Genomic DNA, 18,376 nt, shown 5'->3' with positions numbered 1-18,376 from the left:
CTGAGGCGAGCAATGCCCGCTTATCTGCGCTGCATGGGCTCCATCTAACGCAGCCGATCAAAACTGTCACGAGCTTTACCGCCAATAAGCCGAGAAAGCGCCGCGTCTAAACACCCCATCAGGAAAGACTTAATAAGCTTACTGGCAGATTCACCGATCATTTACCGCGCTTCGTGACCGACTGTTAGAAAGATGCTGCTAGGAACAGCGCACAACCTTTCGGTTTAACAAAAAGCAACACAACCTTTCGGGCGGGCGTGGATTTGAATAACTGGAGCGGACCAGCAAGGCGGCTATGCGCTGCCTGTGTGACCGGCTTTGCGCGCAAGGCCAATTGCGGACGCCTTGCCGAAAGAGCAAACCGGTTTCGCGGGGATGAGCGTGGCAATTTCGCGATGATCACCGCCATATTGCTGGTGCCGCTGCTCCTTGTCGGTATGGTCGCGATCGATGCGACCAATCTCATGCGCACCCGCAACAACGTGCAGGCCGCGCTTGACGCTGCGGCGCTGGCGGTCGGCAAGCGCTTTTCGACCGGCGCGAGCGAGGCCGACATGCAGGCCTATGGCGGCAAGGTCTTCAATGTGAACCTGACCGCCCTTGCCGCAGACCGCGTCGCCTTTGCCATCAACTTTCCTCGAACATCGAACGATGACCAGCAGATCGAGGCCACCGCAAGCTTCCGATATCCATCGCTGTTTGGTTCCATCGCAGCCCAGCTGACCAATTCGGCTGACGATTGGGACAACAAGCAATATGCGATGAGTTCCTTCGTGCGGTTGAAGAACACCGTCGAAGTGGCGCTTGTGCTCGATAATTCAGGCTCGATGAATGACACCGGCGCAGGTTCGAACAAGCAACGTCTGCAGTTGCTTAAAGATGCCGCAACGCAGCTTGTCGACACCATGGCTGCACAATCGGCGCTGATTACGCGTGTTGAAAAGCCGATACAGTTTTCGCTCGTACCTTTTGCCGGATCGGTCAATGTCGGGCCGAACTATCTTAAAGAAACATGGATGGACCCAAGCGGGACCTCCCCGGTCAACCTCGAAAACTTCACCCTGCCTGTTGAGATCGATAATACGCGCAGCATCATCGAAAACCCGAAAGGCAGCGGCCTTTACTTCAAATCGGGCAGCGGCTGGGGCACGGACAACAACAAGGCATTTTCCCGCGCCGCGCTCTATGCCGATCTTGCAAAGCGTTCGTCCGCCTCCTGGATTCCATGGGCGGGATGTGTCGAGGCGCGTCCCGGAGCATTGGCGCTGGACGTGACGCCCCCAACCGAGAGCAAACCGGAAACCCTGTTTGTGCCGATGTTTGGTCCGGCGGAGTATTACGATGTCGATTCGAAAAACAACCCGACGAATCTTACGCTGAACAGCTGGTGGACGGACGATTTGAAATTGAGCGGCGCGGCCCGCCAGAAGGACCTCAAGAAATATTATCTGAACAACGTGCTGTCGAAGCGTTCTGATGGCGGTGGCCCGAATTACAGCTGTACTACCACAGCCATCACGCGCCTGACTGATATCACCAACGATGCGGGTAAGGCCACGATCAAGACGGCCATCAAGGCCATGCAACCGAATGGCGGCACGAATGTGCCCGAAGGCATGGCTTGGGGGTGGCGCACGCTCGTCCAGGGTGCACCCTTTACGGAGGGTCGCCCGTCGACCGACCGCGGCAACGACAAGGTCGTCATCGTGCTCACCGACGGCGCTAATACCTACTACACCTATAATTCGCTAGCAGGATCGAACAGGGATAAGGCCAGCAATCTGTCCTACTATTCGGCGCATGGCTATACGAGCCGCACCACGAAGGGCTACAGCCAGACCCGGCTATTTCAGGAAAGCGGCGTGTCCGTTTCGCAAGATAACGGCGTCTACACCAAAGCGATGAATGCCCGCTTTGCCACGCTTTGCAACAACGCGAAAAATGCCAACATCATCATTATGACCGTCGCGGTGGACCTGAACAGCAGCAAGACGGACGAAAAAGCCCAGATGGAGCTGCTAAAAACCTGCTCGTCCGATTCCCGTGTTCGCCTCGACGGCGGCAAGCCAGCGAAACTGTTCTGGAACACCACGGGCGGCGAACTGGCCGAAACCTTCCGTCAGATCGGCGATGAGCTGTCAAACCTGCGCATCGCGGGTTGATCCTGCAATCCGAACCACCATATGCGGAGCGGGCCACCCGGCGCTCCGCATGTTGGGCCGCCTGATCCCTTCGCGAACGGTGCAAATTAACCATCATTCGCCTGTCAAATTTTTCAGGCAATCTTGACAAGAAAAGATACGGCCTCTATCTCAAAGGCACGTTAGCACTCTGGAAGAGAGAGTGCTAACAGCGCGGATCGGCTTGATCCGCATAACAGGGTTCAACGTCTATAACACCAAGGGTTATACCATGGCTGATATCAAGTTCCGCCCGCTTCATGACCGCGTCGTCGTTCGTCGCGTTGAATCGGAAGCAAAGACCGCTGGCGGGATCATTATCCCTGATTCCGCTAAGGAAAAGCCGCAGGAAGGCGAAGTCGTCGCTGCTGGCGCCGGCGCTCGTGACGAAGCTGGCAAGCTCGTTCCGCTGGACGTCAAGGCTGGCGACCGCGTTCTGTTCGGCAAGTGGTCGGGCACGGAAGTCAAGATTGGCGGCGAAGACCTGCTGATCATGAAGGAATCCGACATTTTGGGTATCGTCGGCTAATTCATTTAGCCCGGAGCATTTCCAGCAAAAGTGCGAAGCGGTTTTGCGTAGGATAATGCTTAAAAACAAAGAGACAGAGCGGTTTCGCTCCTGCCTCAAAACCAATTCACCATACCTGACCGGGATATTCCCAGGAGAGTAAAATGGCTGCAAAAGACGTAAAATTCGGTCGCACTGCGCGCGAAAAGATGCTGCGCGGCGTCGATATCCTCGCTGACGCTGTTAAGGTCACGCTCGGCCCGAAAGGCCGCAACGTCGTGATCGACAAGTCCTTCGGCGCTCCGCGCATCACCAAGGACGGCGTTTCGGTCGCCAAGGAAGTCGAACTGGAAGACAAGTTCGAAAACATGGGCGCACAGATGCTGCGCGAAGTGGCTTCCAAGACCAACGACACTGCCGGTGACGGCACCACCACCGCGACCGTTCTCGGTCAGGCTATCGTTCAGGAAGGCGCCAAGGCTGTTGCCGCTGGCATGAACCCGATGGACCTGAAGCGCGGTATCGACCTCGCAGTTTCGGAAGTTGTTGCAAACCTTCTGGGCAAGGCCAAGAAGATCAACACCTCGGAAGAAGTTGCACAGGTTGGCACGATCTCCGCTAACGGCGAAGCCGAAATTGGCAAGATGATCGCTGAAGCGATGCAGAAAGTCGGCAACGAAGGCGTCATCACGGTTGAAGAAGCCAAGACTGCCGAAACCGAACTCGAAGTCGTTGAAGGCATGCAGTTCGACCGCGGCTACCTGTCGCCGTACTTCGTCACCAACCCTGAAAAGATGGTTGCTGACCTCGAAGACGCTTACATCCTTCTGCACGAAAAGAAGCTCTCGAACCTCCAGGCTCTTCTGCCGGTTCTCGAAGCTGTCGTTCAGACCTCCAAGCCGCTCCTCATCATCGCTGAAGACGTTGAAGGCGAAGCTCTTGCTACCCTCGTCGTCAACAAGCTGCGTGGCGGCCTGAAGATTGCTGCCGTCAAGGCTCCTGGCTTCGGCGACCGCCGCAAGGCCATGCTCGAAGACATCGCGATCCTCACCGGTGGTCAGGTTATCTCCGAAGATCTCGGCATCAAGCTCGAAAGCGTTACGCTCGACATGCTCGGCCGCGCCAAGAAGGTGTCGATCTCCAAGGAAAACACCACCATCGTCGACGGTGCAGGCCAGAAGGCCGAAATCGACGCGCGCGTTGGCCAGATCAAGCAGCAGATCGACGAAACCTCTTCGGACTACGACCGTGAAAAGCTTCAGGAACGCCTGGCCAAGCTCGCTGGCGGCGTTGCCGTCATCCGCGTCGGCGGTGCAACGGAAGTTGAAGTGAAGGAAAAGAAGGACCGCGTTGACGACGCCCTGAACGCAACCCGCGCTGCGGTTGAAGAAGGCATCGTTGCTGGCGGCGGCACCGCTCTGCTCCGCGCTTCGGTTCAGATCAAGGCCAAGGGCATCAATGCTGACCAGGAAGCTGGCATCAACATCGTTCGTCGTGCGATCCAGGCTCCGGCCCGTCAGATCACGACCAACGCTGGTGAAGAAGCTTCGGTCATCGTCGGCAAGATCCTCGAAAACGGCTCCGACACCTTTGGCTACAACACTGCCAACGGCGAATATGGCGATCTCATCGCTCTCGGCATCGTTGACCCGGTCAAGGTTGTCCGTACGGCCCTGCAGAATGCAGCTTCGGTTGCTGGCCTGCTGATCACCACGGAAGCCATGATCGCTGAACTGCCGAAGAAGGATGCAGCTCCGGCTGGCATGCCTGGCGGCATGGGCGGCATGGGCGGCATGGATTTCTAAGAAATCCATAAAGCACGCCCATGAGTGGATAAGCCTGCGCCGCAAAGCGGCGCGGGTGGCGGCATGGACTTCAAGCAAGTCCATAAAGCACTACTTTAAAGAGAACCTCCGGTTTCGACCGGAGGTTTTTTTATGCCTAAAGGACTGATGCGCCCAATTATGCACCCGCTCCGATGCGGGATCGCGACCACTGAGCGCCTTTCTGTTACGCAGCGTAACCATCTGTGATTTATAAAAAATTTACCGTTCGCCCCCTTTGCCCAAGATAAAATTCTATTTTAGAAAGTTCTCATTGACTTGAGGCAACCATTCGTGGTCAATCCGGTTGAAATGAGATGGACTTCCAGTTTGCCCCCGCACCCCGGAAGTCCTGTCTCAGGCGACAGGAAAGGCAGGCTTCGGCCTGCCTTTCCACTTTCAGACGTGTCTTTCACAGATTTCCGGCGACCACATTTTTGTGCGTATTTGCGAATGCAGGCCCGTCCGTGCTCTGGCCCGACGCGCTTCAACTTGCCTCCCGCCGATTTTGCCCTATCGTTATCGCAACGGAAAGAGGACGGAAAATCTCATGCGCAAAGAATTGCCTATCGACACTGCACCCAAGGATGGTCGCAAGATTACGGTCGTCTGGACCGACGAAGACGACCAGCGGAATGAATCCATCGCGCAATATCGTTCGCTGGCGCAATTGAACGCTGGCGGGGGTCAGTGGGACGAGACCGATACCGGCTGGTGGACCTTCACCGACAGCAAGACCCAGCGCAAGATCGAACCGACCGCGTGGATCTCCGAAACCGAGGGCGGCGACGACGATAATGAAGACAACTGAAGAACGCGGAAATTTTCCGCTCAAATAAAGTTGAATTTCATAATCATATTTTGTCAAATAGCGACGTAAGGGAAATACGGAGCTACCAATCCCTCGGTAGTGCTATATTCATTGCCATAGACGCCCGGTTGCGGGCTGAAAGCTAGCCGGAGACATGAAATGACCGCCACGCGTACCGAAACAGATACTTTCGGACCGATCGATGTTCCCGCCGACCGCTATTGGGGCGCGCAGACGCAGCGCTCCTTGCAGAATTTCAAGATCGGCGGCGAGCGCATGCCCCTGCCGCTCGTCCATGCTCTGGGCGTTGTGAAACGCGCCGCAGCGGAAACCAATATTGCGCTCGGCAAACTTGATCCGGTTCTCGGTCAGGTCATCGCGGTTGCAGCTTCCGAAGTAATCGAAGGCAAGCTTGACGATCATTTTCCGCTCGTCGTCTGGCAGACCGGTTCCGGCACGCAGTCGAACATGAACGCCAATGAAGTGATCTCCAATCGCGCCATCGAACTGCTTGGCGGCGAAAAAGGTTCCAAGAAGCCCGTTCATCCGAACGACCACGTCAATATGAGCCAGTCGTCCAATGACAGTTTCCCGACAGCGATCCACATCGCCACGGCGGTTGAAGCGGTCAACCGCCTTTACCCGGCGCTGGAGCATCTGACCAAGGCGCTCAAAGCCAAGGAAGACGCCTTCAGGGACATCATCAAGATCGGACGCACCCATACGCAGGATGCAACGCCCGTCACGCTTGGGCAGGAATTTTCCGGCTATCGCGCAGCGCTTGAATATGCGCGTCATCGTATCGAGCAATCGCTGGCCGATGTTTTCCTGCTTGCACAGGGCGGCACGGCGGTGGGCACAGGCCTCAATGCGCCGATTGGCTTCGACACCGGTTTTGCCGATGCGGTCAGCGAAATCACCGGCCTGTCGTTCAAGACCGCGCCGAACAAGTTTGAAGCGCTGGCGAGCCATGGCGCGGTTCTCAACTTCCATGGCAGCCTGAACGCGCTGGCGGCTGATCTGTTCAAGATCGCCAATGATATCCGCTTCCTGGGTTCCGGCCCGCGCTCCGGCCTTGGCGAATTGTCCTTGCCGGAAAACGAGCCGGGCTCGTCCATCATGCCCGGCAAGGTGAACCCGACACAGGCGGAGGCCATGACCATGGTGGCAACGCAGGTCTTTGGCAACCAGACCGCCGTGACTGTCGCCGCGAGCCAGGGCCATTTCGAACTGAACGTCTTCAAGCCGGTCATCGCCTATAACGTCCTGCAATCGATCCGCCTGCTCAGCGATGCGATGGTCTCTTTCGCCGATCATTGCGTGGACGGCATCGAAGCCAATGAAACCCGCATCAAGGAATTGCTGGACCGTTCGCTGATGCTGGTGACCGCGCTGGCGCCGGCCATCGGCTATGACGGTGCAGCGAAGATCGCCAAAACCGCGCATAAGAACGGCACGACCCTGCGCGAAGAAGCGTTGGCGAGCGGGCTTGTGAGCGCCGAAGACTACGACCGGCTCGTCCGGGCGGAGCGCATGATTGCGCCTGAGTGATCAGGCGCAAATGATCGTCTACATGCAGTGAACGAACTGTCGAGAATTATACGTCTTTTCTTGACAGTAGTTAGTCGATAATTGGTGGCTTAGTTCAACAGGAGATAGCTCCCCCATGTCCTCGATTACCCCACAGTCCAACGGCGCTGTAACACTCATCGCCCGCGTCTTTCTTTCGATCCTCTTCATCATTGCCGGTTTCGGCAAGCTGACGGCTATTTCCGGCACGGCTGGTTATTTCTCCAGCATCGGTCTCCCGCTTCCGACGGTTACGGCTGTGGTCGTTGGCCTCGTTGAGTTTGTTGGCGGCATCGCCATCCTCGTTGGCTTCCAGACCCGTATCGCAGCCGCCATCGTCGGCCTGTTCACCATTGGTGCAACGCTCGTTGCGCACATGGACTTTTCTCAAGGCATGAACGCCCTGATGGCGCAGAAGAACCTTGCCATCGCTGGCGGTCTCTTCCTGCTCGCTCTGCATGGCGCAGGCTCGCTGTCGATCGACGCCAAGCGCGGCTGATCAAAGCCTGAATCATAACGCACTGCCTTCAATACTATTGGGCGGTGCGCACGAAATGAATAAAGCCGCGTCCGCATGAAACATCGGGCGCGGCTTTTTTGTTCTGCTCTCGACCGCTTTCGCACCACCAGCGCGAACACGCAATTTTTATCGAAACAACCTTTTCAGAATCTTCTTCCGATATAGTTTGTGCGGGCAGAGCACCCCGATGATTAAGCCTCCCATTTCAGCATTTAATGACCACCGCTCCGCAAACGATCCATTGCATGCCCAAATTCCTCCCCAAGCATAGATTGTAGAGAAAAATGTCTGTTTCCACCGCAACCCGCAGTCAGTCTCCCACTGGCTCAACCCCTGTTGGAAATTTCGGTTTCGCGTTGACCAGCCTGACCGTTCTGTTCTTCATGTGGGGCTTCATCACCAGCCTCAACGACATTCTGATCCCGCATCTGAAGAACGTCTTCCAGCTCAACTATACCCAGTCGATGCTGATCCAGTTCTGCTTCTTCGGCGCATACTTCATCGTATCCCTACCCGCCGGAGCATTGGTCAAACGCATCTCCTATAAACGCGCCATTGTCGTTGGTCTTGTGGTTGCCGCCATTGGCTGCGCGCTGTTCATCCCGGCGGCGTCCTACCGGGTCTATGGGCTGTTTCTCGGCGCGCTCTTCGTGCTGGCTTCCGGCGTGACGATCCTGCAAGTCTCGGCAAACCCCTACGTGACGATCCTCGGCAAGCCGGAAACAGCCGCCAGCCGCCTGACGCTGACACAGGCGTTCAACTCGCTCGGCACCACGATTGCACCGCTTTTCGGCGCAATGCTGATCCTGTCTGCTGCAACCACCGACGCTACCGTCGCCTCCGAAGCGGATGCAGTCAAATTTCCCTATCTCCTGCTGGCACTGGCCTTCGTCGTCCTCGCCATCGTCTTCGCCATCCTGAAGCTGCCGGATGTGGAAGCGGAAGAAAGCGCGGTCGCGGATGAAGGCTCTGCCTGGCAGTACCGGCATCTGGTGCTGGGTGCCATCGGCATTTTCGTCTATGTGGGCGCGGAAGTCAGCGTCGGCAGCTTCCTCGTCAATTTCCTGAGTGACCCGAGCGTGGTCGGACTGTCGGAAACCGAAGCTGCGCATCACGTCGCCTATTTCTGGGGTGGCGCCATGGTTGGCCGCTTCATCGGTTCGGCAGCCATGCGCTATATCAATGACGGCAAGGCGCTGGCGTTTAATGCCGTCGTGGCCATTCTGTTGCTGCTCCTCACGGTCGCAACGACCGGCAATGTCTCCATGTGGGCGGTTCTGGCCATCGGCCTGTTCAACTCGATCATGTTCCCGACCATCTTCAGTCTGGCGCTGCATGGCCTTGGAAAACACACCAGTCAGGGTTCGGCAATTCTCAATCTGGCTATTGTCGGCGGCGCGATCATTCCGCTAATCCAGGGCGCGCTGGCGGATACGGTCGGCCTTCATTACGCCTTCCTGATGCCGATCATCTGCTATGTCTATATCGCCTTTTATGGCCTCGTTGGCAGCAGACCGAAACGCTAATCCAAAACACAAAAGCCGGTCTGAACTCAGACCGGCTTTTCATTGAACGTCATAGCATAACGAAAGCGTCAGGCCGCGAGACCCTTGCGGATGCGCTCGGCAATTTCCGCGACACGGGCATTGCCATGGCTGCGGCGCGCCGAGACGAGGCAGGCCTGCGAGCGCAGGATGATGCCATCTTCCAGCACCTTGAGACGATTGGCGCGCAAGGTGGAACCGGTCGACGTAATATCGACAATCATGTCGGCGGACCCTGCCGCCGGAGCGCCTTCGGTCGCGCCGAGGCTTTCCACGATGCGATAGACCTGAATGCCATGCTTTTGCGAAAAGAACTGCTGCGTCAGACGCCAATATTTGGTGGCGATGCGCAAACGGCGACCATGACGCTGGCGAAAATCGGCAGCCACATCATCAAGATCAGCCATGCTGGTCACATCGCGCCAGACTTCCGGCACGGCGACAACAACATCGGCGTGGCCGAAACCCAGTTCCGCCTCGATGGCCACGCGCTCATCGGCATGGGCCAGTGTTTCGCGCACGAGGTCTTCGCCTGTCACGCCCATATCAACGCTGCCATAGCCCAGCTCGCGGGCAATCTCGGAAGCCGACAGGAACAGGATATCGAGATCGTCTTCGCCTTCGACGCGCGCACGATAATTACGGTCGTCATCCGGCAGGATCACCTTGTATCCGGCCTTTTCGAGAACGGCGAGCGTCTGTTCCTTGAGCCGCCCCTTGGACGGCAATGCCAATGTGACGCTCATTTCGTTGCTCCCGCCAGCACTTGCAGCCGGTCCAGCCAGATCGAGAAGCCGACGCCGGGAATGTTTTCGGAAGCGCCGAGCATGGTCAAAAGCCGGTCGTAACGACCGCCGCCTGCCAGAACCGCATCCTTTTCCACGCCCGCGGCGCGGATTTCGTAAACGAGGCCGGTATAATAATCGAGCGGACGCCCGAACGACGCGTCATAGACGATATCGCTGGTCTTGATGCCAGCCGCGGCAATCGCCTCGGCACGGGCTTCGAATTTCTGAAGCACAGCGCCAAGATCGAGCGCATTTTCGGATGCGAAGGCCCGCAATGTCACCGCTGCGGAATCGAGCGTAACATGGGTTTCCAGAAACTGCTTGAGCAGATCGAGCGCCGAAGCGGGGAACCGCGTGGCGGCCAGATCTTCCTTTTCGATCAGGCGGCGGGCGATTTCCGCAGGCGAACGGCCAGCGCCCGGCGAAATGCCAGCTTCCAGCATCTCCGCTTCCAGCGTGCGCGCAAGGCCGGTTTCGTCACCTTCTGCAACGAGAACGGCCAGCGTTTCAGGCAGCGAATCGCGCAGCTTGTCGCCCGTCAGTTCGGCCAGAGCCAGTTGCATGGAATGCGCATCACCGAAGGAACGCAGCAGCTTCTTGCGCCAGCCCTGCGGCAAACCAAGCGCTTTCAGCATGCCTGCGAAAACCGACTGGTCACCCAGCACGATTTCGAGCTTGGCTTGAGGGACAACGGAACGCACACAGGACAGTGCATCGGCAATCGAGCGCGCATCCGAAGCCGCTTCATCGGCAGCACCCAGATCCTCGATGCCTGCCTGAAGAAACTCAGCCGCGCCGTCACGGCGCTGGCGAAACACTTCGCCGAGATAAGCGTAACGCTTCGGCGTTGCGGCATTGAGCGCAATATGGTTGCGGCAGACCGGAATCGTGAATTCCGGCCGCAGGCACAGGCTGTCGCCATTTTCATTTTCGGTGAGGAAAATGCGACGGCGCAGATCCTCGCCCGCCATATCCAGAAATGGATCGGCAGGCTGGATCAGCGGTATTTCCACCAGATCGGCATCGCGCGCATCAAGCTCAGTGCGAAGCGCGTTGAAAACCGGCGATGTGCGCGTTGCAACCATGATTCCGATCACTTTGCGGCTTGAGCGCGGTCCTGCGCCTGACTGCTGAGAATTTCCCGAACCGCTTCGACCAGTCCGTCTTCCTTGACGGTGATCTGCGCCGGACGGCTCTCGCGCCAGGTCACATTGTCCTCGATCTCGGCGGAAAGGCGCTTGCCCTCGACCAGATCCTTGATCTGCACTTCACCGGCTTCGCGCTCCTGCGAGCCCTGAATGATCACGCATGGCGCATCGCGACGGTCGGCATATTTCATCTGCGCCTTCATGCCGGAACCGCCGACATACATTTCAGCGCGGATGCCCTGCTGCCGCAGATCGGAGACCATCTTCTGATAACGACCGAGGCTTTCCGTGTCCTTGTCCATCACCAGCACGACGACCGGGCCGACGACATCCGACACATCCAGCTTGCCGAGGTTTTTCAGCGCCGTCATCAGGCGCGAAACGCCGATGGAGAAGCCCGTCGCCGGAACCGGCTCGCCACGGAAACGCGACACGAGGCCGTCATAACGACCACCGCCGCCAACCGAACCGAACACGACCTTCTGGCCGTCTTCATTGGTCACGTCGAACAGAAGCTCTGCTTCGAAAACCGGGCCGGTGTAATATTCAAGACCGCGCACCACGGACGGGTCGATCTTCACGCGTCCATCGTAACCGCCTGCCGAGAACAGCGCCTGCATGTCGGCGAGTTCGGTGACACCTTCTTCGCCCTTGGCATTGCCTGCAACGACGGCGCGCAGATTGGCAATCGTATCAGCGCCGGTCGCACCACCGGCGGCGGTGAAGGCCAGCACCTTTTCAATTGCAGCAGGGCTAAGTTCAGCACCCTTGGTAAAATCGCCGCTTTCGTCGAGACGCCCCTTGCCGAGCAGAAGGCGCACGCCCTCCGGGCCGAACTTGTCGAGCTTGTCGATGGCGCGCAGCACGTTCAGGCGCTTGGCAGCATTGCCCTCGCCTTCAAGGCCGATGGCATCCAGCACACCGTCCAGAACCTTGCGGTTGTTGACGCGGATCGCATAGTCGCCACGACGAATGCCGAGACGCTCCAGCGTGTCGGCCATCATCATGCACATTTCGGCGTCAGCAGAGACGTTCGGCGCGCCAACCGTGTCGGCGTCGAACTGCATGAACTGACGGAAGCGGCCCGGGCCCGGCTTCTCATTGCGGAACACCCAGCCATTGCGATAGCTGCGATAAGGCTTCGGCAACTGCTCGAAATTTTCGGCGACATAGCGCGCCAGCGGCGCGGTCAGATCGTAGCGCAGCGACAGCCACTGCTCATCGTCATCCTGAAAGGAAAACACACCTTCATTCGGACGGTCCTGATCCGGAAGGAACTTGCCCAGCGCGTCGGTATATTCCACCAGCGGCGTTTCCACCGGCTCAAAGCCATAGAGGTCATAGACTCCGCGGATCGTCGCCATCATCTTTTCGGCGGCGCGCAAGTCGTCCGGAACCCGATCGACAAACCCGCGCGGCAGCCGCGCCTTCATCTTGTCCGCTTTATCGGCCATTTTTCCTGCCTGATCGCTAAATATATACAATACACGCCGGAAAAAACCGGCAGCAAACCCGTTGCCGGTTTCCTAACCGATCAAGCCCGTTGCGGCAAGTGCGGGAAGCGTGTTCAGCGTGCGGCAATGGCGACGGCAGCGCCCGCCATCACGCCAGCGCTGGTTCTATTGGCGATGCGCATCATGCGCGGGCTGCGCAAAACGCGCCGGGCCTGCGCGGCCAGCACCACCCATGCGGTGTCCACTGCCGCCAGCACGACAAACATGACAGCCAGCAGTTCTGCCCAGCCGACAAGCGAAACATGGTTGATATTCACGACCGTCGGCAGAATGGCGATGTAGAAGACCATGATCTTCGGATTGCCGAGCGTGACGGCAAGTGCACTGAGGAAAAGCTTGCGCCCTTCACCCTCGCGCGGAATGGCGTTTTCATCCGCTTCTTCATTAACCGGGGCGGTCCACATTTTCCACGAAAGATAGATCAGATAGGCCACGCCCGCATATTTCAGCACCAGAAACGCGGTGTGAAAGCTGTTGGCGAGAGCGGACAGGCCCCAGACGGCAAGCGACAGCCACACGGCATCGCCGAGCCAGAGACCAAACATGAATGGAAAGACGCCCTTATGCCCACGGCTGATGACACGCGCAACCAATGCGCCGACATTCGGCCCCGGCGTGCCCGCAGCAACGACCAGAATACCCGCGAAAGCAATGAGCGATGTCAAATCCATAGCCAATCTCCGAACAAGCGCGTTTTTCTGGCAGAAAGACTGCTCCTTAGCAATCCCTGTTTCTTGGCCCGCAGCTTATTGGGGCCGCTTGAATGCCTGCCGCAGTTTTTCTATTTGGGCACGGCAGTGGCAGCCTTCGATGTGGTCGTTGACCAGCCCCATGGCCTGCATGAAGGCATAAACCGTTGTCGGCCCGACGAAGGACCAGCCACGCTTTTTCAAATCCTTGGAGATGCGAATAGATGTATCGGTTTTCGGATTGGCCACCAGCGTCGGATAATCGACCACGGCGGGGCGGTCCGCCGCACCCGGCTCGAACGACCAGAAATAGGCCGCTAGCGAGCCCTTTTCCGCGACCAGTTCAATGGCGCGGTTTGCATTGTTGATGGTCGATTCGATCTTGCCGCGATGGCGCACGATACCCTTGTCGGCGAGCAGGCGTTCCACGTCTTTTTCGTCATATTGTGCAACGCGGTGGAAATCGAAGCCGTCGAATGCCGTGCGGAAATTTTCGCGCTTGCGCAAAATCGTCAGCCACGACAGCCCCGACTGGAAACCTTCAAGGCATATCTTCTCGAACAACCGGAAATCGTCGGAGACCGGCACGCCCCATTCATTATCATGATAGGCGAGATAATCCGGCAAGACGCCCGGCCAGAAGCAGCGGGTCTTGCCATCCTCGCTGACGATCAAACCTGTCTTGACCTCGGCAACATCACTCATTTTCCCGCCTCCATTTTCTTAGCTCACGACACTATCCGAAAACTGTTTCCCACTTTTCGGGGACATGCGCAAAGCTTCATCGATCATTAAACATGTGACGCAACCCGACGCTAACCACAACTCTACTTAGAGCTTCAGGCAGGCGGAACACGCGACCGAAATTTACCTTTACGATTCCATTGAGGCGCACAATCCCGTCATGAAATTGAACGTTGTTCTCCTGACAGGGCATGTCAGGAGGTGCAGCCAGGCAACCGCGCCAATGGACCCAGACAGGTGAAGCAACCGGGATGATGGCGCAAAGAGGGACGGATCTGGACCATGAAACCACGTCATCTTCTTTTGATCGGATCGCTCGCGGCGATTGCCGTTTCCGTCGTCAGCACCGGCATGGCCTTCGCCAGTGAACGTTATGCAACCCTGCCGCCGGTCGCAGTCAGTCCCGATCTGTCCGCGCCCTGGGTAGCGCAGCTGCACGGCCAGCCTGCCCGCGTGCGCCAGATGCCAGACGGCACCGTCCGGCAGCCCTTGCGCCGCACAACGGTCAAGCAACGCCAGAAGCAGAAATCGAGCTATCGTCAGGTTTCCTACCAGCGCCCGGCACAAAACCCGGCCACAGCACCGGCCAAACGCCAGATCGACCCGATCTATCTGCCACAGAGCGTTTCCTATTCCGGCAAGGAAAAGCCCGGCACCATCGTCATCGATACCGGCAAGCGCTTTCTCTATCTCGTGCAATCCGATGGCCGGGCCATGCGTTACGGTGTCGGCGTCGGCAAGCAGGGGTTTAGCTGGAAAGGTTCGCAGCGCATCAGCCGCAAGGCCGAATGGCCAAGCTGGACGCCGCCGAAGGAAATGATCGCCCGCGAGCGCAAGAAGGGACGCATCCTGCCTGCGCGCATGGATGGCGGTGTCAACAATCCGCTTGGCGCACGCGCCCTTTATCTCGGCTCCACGCTTTACCGCATTCACGGCACCAACCAGCCATGGACCATCGGCAAGGCCATGTCTTCCGGCTGCATCCGCATGCGCAACGAGGATGTGACCGATCTCTACGAACGGGTCCCCATCGGCGCCCGCGTCGTGGTTCGCTGACCCGTTACGGAACAGCTTTACAGTTGAACAAAGCCGCCCTGTCCGCAGGGCGGCTTTTTCCATTCATAATCCTGAAACATCGGATTATTTGATGAAAAGAGCCTGCAACAAGTCGCAAAACGACCTGAAAAGGCTTTTGCTTTTCCCGCGAACACCCATATGCTGCCCGTGATGATTTGAGAAAATATGGACGGAGCCGCCAGAGGGCGGCCAGAAATGCGGTTGTACCGGATATGAGCCGGTGCCGCATTTTGATGGAGGGAAAGGATAGTTCATGACCGTACCGACCGTAAAACTGAATGACGGCAACCATATTCCGCAGCTCGGTTACGGTGTCTGGCAGGTGGGCAATGATGAAGCGGTTACAGCGGTCAGCGAAGCACTGAAAGCGGGCTACCGGCACATCGACACTGCCGCGATCTATGGCAATGAAGAAGGCGTTGGCAAAGCCATCAACACTTCGGGCATTGCACGCGGCGACATCTTCCTGACGACCAAACTCTGGAACAGCGAGCAGGGCTATGAGTCGACGCTGAAAGCGTTTGCGACCAGCCTGAAAAAGCTCGGCACCGATTATGTGGATCTCTATCTGATCCATTGGCCGATGCCTTCCAAAGACCTGTTCATGGAAACATGGCGCGCCTTCATCAAGCTGAAGGAAGAGGGCCTCGTGAAGTCCATTGGCGTGTCGAACTTCCGCACCGCCGATCTTGAACGCATTCTCAAGGAAAGCGGCGTCACGCCGGTTCTCAACCAGATCGAGCTGCATCCGCAGTTCCAGCAGGACGAGTTGCGCCTGTTCCATGGCAAGCACAACATTGCCACGGAAGCCTGGAGCCCGCTTGGGCAGGGCAAGATTCTGGAGGATGAAAAGCTGAAGGCGATTGCCGCAAAGCACGGCAAGTCTGTCGCGCAGGTCATCCTGCGCTGGCACATCGAGACCGGCAATATCGTCATTCCGAAGTCGGTCACGCCCGCGCGCATCAAGGAAAATTTCGAGGTCTTCGATTTCAGCCTCAATGGCACCGATCACGATGCCATCACCAAGCTGGACAAGACCGATGGCCGTATCGGCCCGAACCCGGCCACATTCTCTGCGGGCTGATCCAAAGCATTCGAACAAAAAGCCGGGCACCTGCCCGGCTTTTTCTATCGCAATAATTTCAGACTACCGGTCAGTGAGCGGACCCATTTGGCGGGACCGGCGATCCCCACCCCATCAATGACCTCGGCGGCAAGATCGCGGTTCGGAAACGTGGTTTCATATTCCGCATAGACATGCATTGCCCGCGCGAAGGCTGGAAAGGCCACAACCGCTTCCCCGTCTTCATGTGCAGCCGCTTTCAACAGGATCGCCCGGATCGTTTCCGCGTCCGCTTGCAGGATCGGCACAGGACGGTCGGAGCTGATGTCGATGGCGACGCCTGAGCGATCAACCAGTTGCCGCGCCGCAACTTGCGGCAGCCGCGCACCAAGTCCGATTGAGATGGCCGCGACCGTATTTGCTAAAAGGCCCTGCGCCAGATCAGGGTTGACGATAACGGCGAGACGCAGATCTTCCTGCATGATGGCTCCAGAATTTTGGTGTTTCTGTCTGAGAAATACACCGCATCTCCGGGGCGATCCTGCCTTTCTTACCTGATTATGATCATGATAAGGTAGCTTCTACCCAAACTTACTATAATTCAGGTAGATTTTATGAGCACGCTGGAACCGTCCGATATTCGCATTCTCGAAGCTTTGCAGGAAGACGGTCGCCTGACCAATCAGGCGCTGGCCGATCAGGTCGGCATGTCCACCTCCCCCAGTTGGCGGAAGATGCGCAAGCTGGAAGACGATGGCGTGATCGACGGCTATCGCGCCAATCTCAATCGCAAGGCAATCGGTCTTGGCGTCATGGCCTTCGTGCGGATCAAGATCGACAGTCACAGCGAGTTGGAGGCGGAACAGTTCGCCGCCGAGCTGATGGACCTCGACGACGTGATCACCTGCTACAGCATCGCTGGCGATGCCGACTTTCTGCTGCAGGTGGTCTCACGCGATCTTGACACCTATGCCGATTTCGCCATGTCCACACTCCGCCGCCTGCCGCGTATCAAGGAAATGCAGACGACCTTCGTTCTGAAAGAAACGAAAAGCTTCAAGGGCTTTCCGTTGCACTATGCCGCGTCAGTGAAGACGGGAGCCTGAGAGAGCGACCGGCTTCGGCCCGCCATAGGCCCAGTCGATCAGCTCCACCGTGTGGACAATCGGCAACTTGCTGCCGGTGGCGATCTGGGTCATGCAGCCGATATTGCCGGTTGCGATCAGAGCCGCACCCGTTGCCTCGATATTCTTCACCTTGCGGTCGCGCAGCTTGGCGGCAATCTCCGGCTGCATGATGTTATAGGTGCCAGCCGATCCGCAGCACAGATGCCCTTCCAGCGGTTCCTTCACCGTAAAGCCCGCTTTTGAGAGCAGGTCTTTAGGCTGCCGCAGAATTTTCTGCCCATGCTGCATCGAGCAGGCCGAGTGATAGGCGACCGTCAGTGGCTGCGGCGCATCGGGTTCCGGCAGGTCGATGACGGTCAGATATTCGGTGATATCCTTTGCCAGCGCCGAAACCCGCGCAGCCTTGTCCTGATAGGCCGGATCGAGCCGCAACATGTAACCATAATCCTTGATCGTCGTGCCGCAGCCGGATGCCGTGACGATGATCGCGTCGAGACCGCCCGCCTCGATCTCGCGCATCCAGACATCGACATTGTGCCGCGCCTGTTCCAACGCCTGCTCCTCGCGGCCCATATGGTGAACCAGCGAACCGCAGCAGCCTTCGCCCTTCGGAGTCACCACTTCGATGCCGAAGCGGTTCAAAAGCCGCAAGGTCGCGGCATTGATGCCGGGATTGAGCACAGGCTGCGCACAGCCGTTGAGAATTGCCACGCGACCGCGCTTTTCGCCCTTGGCGGCGGTGATGGTTTCGACGGGAACCGCCGCTGGAAGGCTTTGCGGCGCGAGGTCCAGCATCGCCGCCATGGGTTTCAGGGCATCGCTCTTGCGCAAAAGTGGCGCAAAGGGCTTGCCGAGCTTTGCCAGTTTCAGCGCTGCGCGGAACCGGCCCGGATAGGGCAGAACCTGCGCCAGAACACCACGCAGAAAGCGGTTCATGAAGGGGCGCTTGTAGGTTTTCTCGATATGCGCGCGGGCATGATCGACCAGATGCATGTAATTGACGCCCGAGGGGCAGGTCGTCATGCAGGAGAGGCACGACAGGCAGCGGTCGACATGGCGCACGACTTCCTCATCCGCAGGACGCCCGTTTTCCAGCATGTCCTTGATCAGATAAATGCGCCCTCGTGGGCTGTCGAGTTCATTGCCCAGCGTCACATAGGTCGGGCATGTGGCCGTGCAGAAGCCGCAATGCACGCATTTGCGCAGGATTTTTTCCGATTCCTGAACACCGGGATCGCGCAGCTGGTCGGGGCTGAAATGGGTTTGCATCG

Annotated in this window: 17 protein-coding genes; 10 read left to right on the top strand and 7 right to left on the bottom strand. The window is 57.9% G+C overall.

Annotated elements, in window-relative coordinates; translation table 11 throughout:
• Positions 1-257 precede the first annotated feature (257 nt).
• The 7 genes from FIC94_RS00555 (at position 258) to FIC94_RS00525 (ending at position 8,937) form a co-directional block, all read left to right on the top strand.
• On the top strand, positions 258-2,162 hold the full coding sequence (locus FIC94_RS00555; protein ID WP_235891927.1) for a TadE/TadG family type IV pilus assembly protein: 1,905 nt from the start codon (positions 258-260) through the stop codon (positions 2,160-2,162).
• A 250-nt stretch (positions 2,163-2,412) separates the two neighbouring features.
• A complete protein-coding gene (groES, locus tag FIC94_RS00550; protein ID WP_109368036.1) occupies positions 2,413-2,709 on the top strand; it encodes a co-chaperone GroES in 297 nt (98 codons plus the stop codon).
• Positions 2,710-2,852: 143 nt separating this feature from the next.
• The gene (groL, locus tag FIC94_RS00545; protein ID WP_109367802.1) at positions 2,853-4,493 is read left to right on the top strand and encodes a chaperonin GroEL; all 1,641 of its coding nucleotides are present in this window, start codon (positions 2,853-2,855) and stop codon (positions 4,491-4,493) included.
• 568 nt (positions 4,494-5,061) lie between these two features.
• On the top strand, positions 5,062-5,322 hold the full coding sequence (locus FIC94_RS00540; RefSeq protein ID WP_109367803.1) for a hypothetical protein: 261 nt from the start codon (positions 5,062-5,064) through the stop codon (positions 5,320-5,322).
• Positions 5,323-5,481: 159 nt separating this feature from the next.
• Positions 5,482-6,873: a class II fumarate hydratase gene (fumC, locus tag FIC94_RS00535; protein WP_140023556.1), complete on the top strand. Its 1,392-nt coding sequence runs from the start codon at positions 5,482-5,484 to the stop codon at positions 6,871-6,873.
• 115 nt (positions 6,874-6,988) lie between these two features.
• On the top strand, positions 6,989-7,390 hold the full coding sequence (locus FIC94_RS00530) for a DoxX family protein (protein ID WP_109367805.1): 402 nt from the start codon (positions 6,989-6,991) through the stop codon (positions 7,388-7,390).
• Positions 7,391-7,695: 305 nt separating this feature from the next.
• Positions 7,696-8,937 carry a sugar MFS transporter gene (locus FIC94_RS00525; protein WP_140023555.1) on the top strand — a complete coding sequence of 414 codons (1,242 nt, stop codon included), beginning with the start codon at positions 7,696-7,698 and terminating at the stop codon, positions 8,935-8,937.
• Between the two features lie 68 nt (positions 8,938-9,005).
• On the opposite strand, the gene hisG is transcribed toward FIC94_RS00525, so the two are convergent.
• From hisG to FIC94_RS00500, 5 genes are all read right to left on the bottom strand, one after another.
• Positions 9,006-9,701, bottom strand: coding sequence for an ATP phosphoribosyltransferase (gene hisG, locus FIC94_RS00520; RefSeq protein WP_140023554.1), 696 nt, complete (start codon positions 9,699-9,701; stop codon positions 9,006-9,008).
• A complete protein-coding gene (locus FIC94_RS00515) occupies positions 9,698-10,828 on the bottom strand; it encodes an ATP phosphoribosyltransferase regulatory subunit (RefSeq protein ID WP_140023553.1) in 1,131 nt (376 codons plus the stop codon). Before FIC94_RS00515 ends, hisG begins: the two co-directional genes overlap by 4 nt.
• Positions 10,829-10,836: 8 nt before the next feature.
• Positions 10,837-12,345: a histidine--tRNA ligase gene (gene hisS / locus FIC94_RS00510; RefSeq protein ID WP_140023552.1), complete on the bottom strand. Its 1,509-nt coding sequence runs from the start codon at positions 12,343-12,345 to the stop codon at positions 10,837-10,839.
• Between the two features lie 113 nt (positions 12,346-12,458).
• Complete coding sequence (locus tag FIC94_RS00505) at positions 12,459-13,076, bottom strand: LysE family translocator (RefSeq protein ID WP_109367809.1); 618 nt, start codon at positions 13,074-13,076, stop codon at positions 12,459-12,461.
• 75 nt (positions 13,077-13,151) lie between these two features.
• Positions 13,152-13,799, bottom strand: coding sequence for a DNA-3-methyladenine glycosylase I (locus FIC94_RS00500; RefSeq protein ID WP_109367810.1), 648 nt, complete (start codon positions 13,797-13,799; stop codon positions 13,152-13,154).
• 321 nt (positions 13,800-14,120) lie between these two features.
• Between FIC94_RS00500 and FIC94_RS00495 the strand changes: the two genes are divergently transcribed.
• On the top strand, positions 14,121-14,894 hold the full coding sequence (locus FIC94_RS00495; protein WP_140023551.1) for a L,D-transpeptidase: 774 nt from the start codon (positions 14,121-14,123) through the stop codon (positions 14,892-14,894).
• Between the two features lie 274 nt (positions 14,895-15,168).
• Positions 15,169-15,999 carry an aldo/keto reductase gene (locus tag FIC94_RS00490; protein WP_109367812.1) on the top strand — a complete coding sequence of 277 codons (831 nt, stop codon included), beginning with the start codon at positions 15,169-15,171 and terminating at the stop codon, positions 15,997-15,999.
• Positions 16,000-16,043: 44 nt separating this feature from the next.
• On the opposite strand, the gene FIC94_RS00485 is transcribed toward FIC94_RS00490, so the two are convergent.
• Positions 16,044-16,460, bottom strand: coding sequence for a DUF2000 domain-containing protein (locus FIC94_RS00485; RefSeq protein WP_140023550.1), 417 nt, complete (start codon positions 16,458-16,460; stop codon positions 16,044-16,046).
• 132 nt (positions 16,461-16,592) lie between these two features.
• On the opposite strand from FIC94_RS00485, the gene FIC94_RS00480 reads away from it, so the two are divergent.
• The gene (locus FIC94_RS00480) at positions 16,593-17,084 is read left to right on the top strand and encodes an Lrp/AsnC family transcriptional regulator (protein WP_140023549.1); all 492 of its coding nucleotides are present in this window, start codon (positions 16,593-16,595) and stop codon (positions 17,082-17,084) included.
• On the opposite strand, the gene glcF is transcribed toward FIC94_RS00480, so the two are convergent.
• Positions 17,064-18,374, bottom strand: a complete 1,311-nt coding sequence (glcF, locus tag FIC94_RS00475; protein WP_140023548.1) for a glycolate oxidase subunit GlcF — start codon at positions 18,372-18,374, stop codon at positions 17,064-17,066. The two genes, FIC94_RS00480 and glcF, sit on opposite strands and share 21 nt — an antisense overlap.
• Positions 18,375-18,376: the final 2 nt, after the last annotated feature.

Source organism: Ochrobactrum teleogrylli, assembly GCF_006376685.1.
In the GTDB taxonomy this organism is placed as follows: Bacteria; Pseudomonadota; Alphaproteobacteria; order Rhizobiales; family Rhizobiaceae; genus Brucella; species Brucella teleogrylli.
This window is presented reverse-complemented; position numbering and strand designations above follow the sequence as displayed.

Excerpts from the sequence above, each read along its gene's own strand:
- groES (WP_109368036.1), top strand. The coding sequence starts at position 2,413 with ATGGCTGATATCAAGTTCCGCCCGCTTCATGACCGCGTCGTCGTTCGT.
- groL (WP_109367802.1), top strand. The coding sequence starts at position 2,853 with ATGGCTGCAAAAGACGTAAAATTCGGTCGCACTGCGCGCGAAAAGATG.
- FIC94_RS00540 (WP_109367803.1), top strand. The coding sequence starts at position 5,062 with ATGCGCAAAGAATTGCCTATCGACACTGCACCCAAGGATGGTCGCAAG.
- fumC (WP_140023556.1), top strand. The coding sequence starts at position 5,482 with ATGACCGCCACGCGTACCGAAACAGATACTTTCGGACCGATCGATGTT.
- FIC94_RS00530 (WP_109367805.1), top strand. The coding sequence starts at position 6,989 with ATGTCCTCGATTACCCCACAGTCCAACGGCGCTGTAACACTCATCGCC.
- FIC94_RS00525 (WP_140023555.1), top strand. The coding sequence starts at position 7,696 with ATGTCTGTTTCCACCGCAACCCGCAGTCAGTCTCCCACTGGCTCAACC.
- hisG (WP_140023554.1), bottom strand. The coding sequence starts at position 9,701 with ATGAGCGTCACATTGGCATTGCCGTCCAAGGGGCGGCTCAAGGAACAG.
- FIC94_RS00515 (WP_140023553.1), bottom strand. The coding sequence starts at position 10,828 with ATGGTTGCAACGCGCACATCGCCGGTTTTCAACGCGCTTCGCACTGAG.
- hisS (WP_140023552.1), bottom strand. The coding sequence starts at position 12,345 with ATGGCCGATAAAGCGGACAAGATGAAGGCGCGGCTGCCGCGCGGGTTT.
- FIC94_RS00505 (WP_109367809.1), bottom strand. The coding sequence starts at position 13,076 with ATGGATTTGACATCGCTCATTGCTTTCGCGGGTATTCTGGTCGTTGCT.
- FIC94_RS00500 (WP_109367810.1), bottom strand. The coding sequence starts at position 13,799 with ATGAGTGATGTTGCCGAGGTCAAGACAGGTTTGATCGTCAGCGAGGAT.
- FIC94_RS00495 (WP_140023551.1), top strand. The coding sequence starts at position 14,121 with ATGAAACCACGTCATCTTCTTTTGATCGGATCGCTCGCGGCGATTGCC.
- FIC94_RS00490 (WP_109367812.1), top strand. The coding sequence starts at position 15,169 with ATGACCGTACCGACCGTAAAACTGAATGACGGCAACCATATTCCGCAG.
- FIC94_RS00485 (WP_140023550.1), bottom strand. The coding sequence starts at position 16,460 with ATGCAGGAAGATCTGCGTCTCGCCGTTATCGTCAACCCTGATCTGGCG.
- FIC94_RS00480 (WP_140023549.1), top strand. The coding sequence starts at position 16,593 with ATGAGCACGCTGGAACCGTCCGATATTCGCATTCTCGAAGCTTTGCAG.
- glcF (WP_140023548.1), bottom strand. The coding sequence starts at position 18,374 with ATGCAAACCCATTTCAGCCCCGACCAGCTGCGCGATCCCGGTGTTCAG.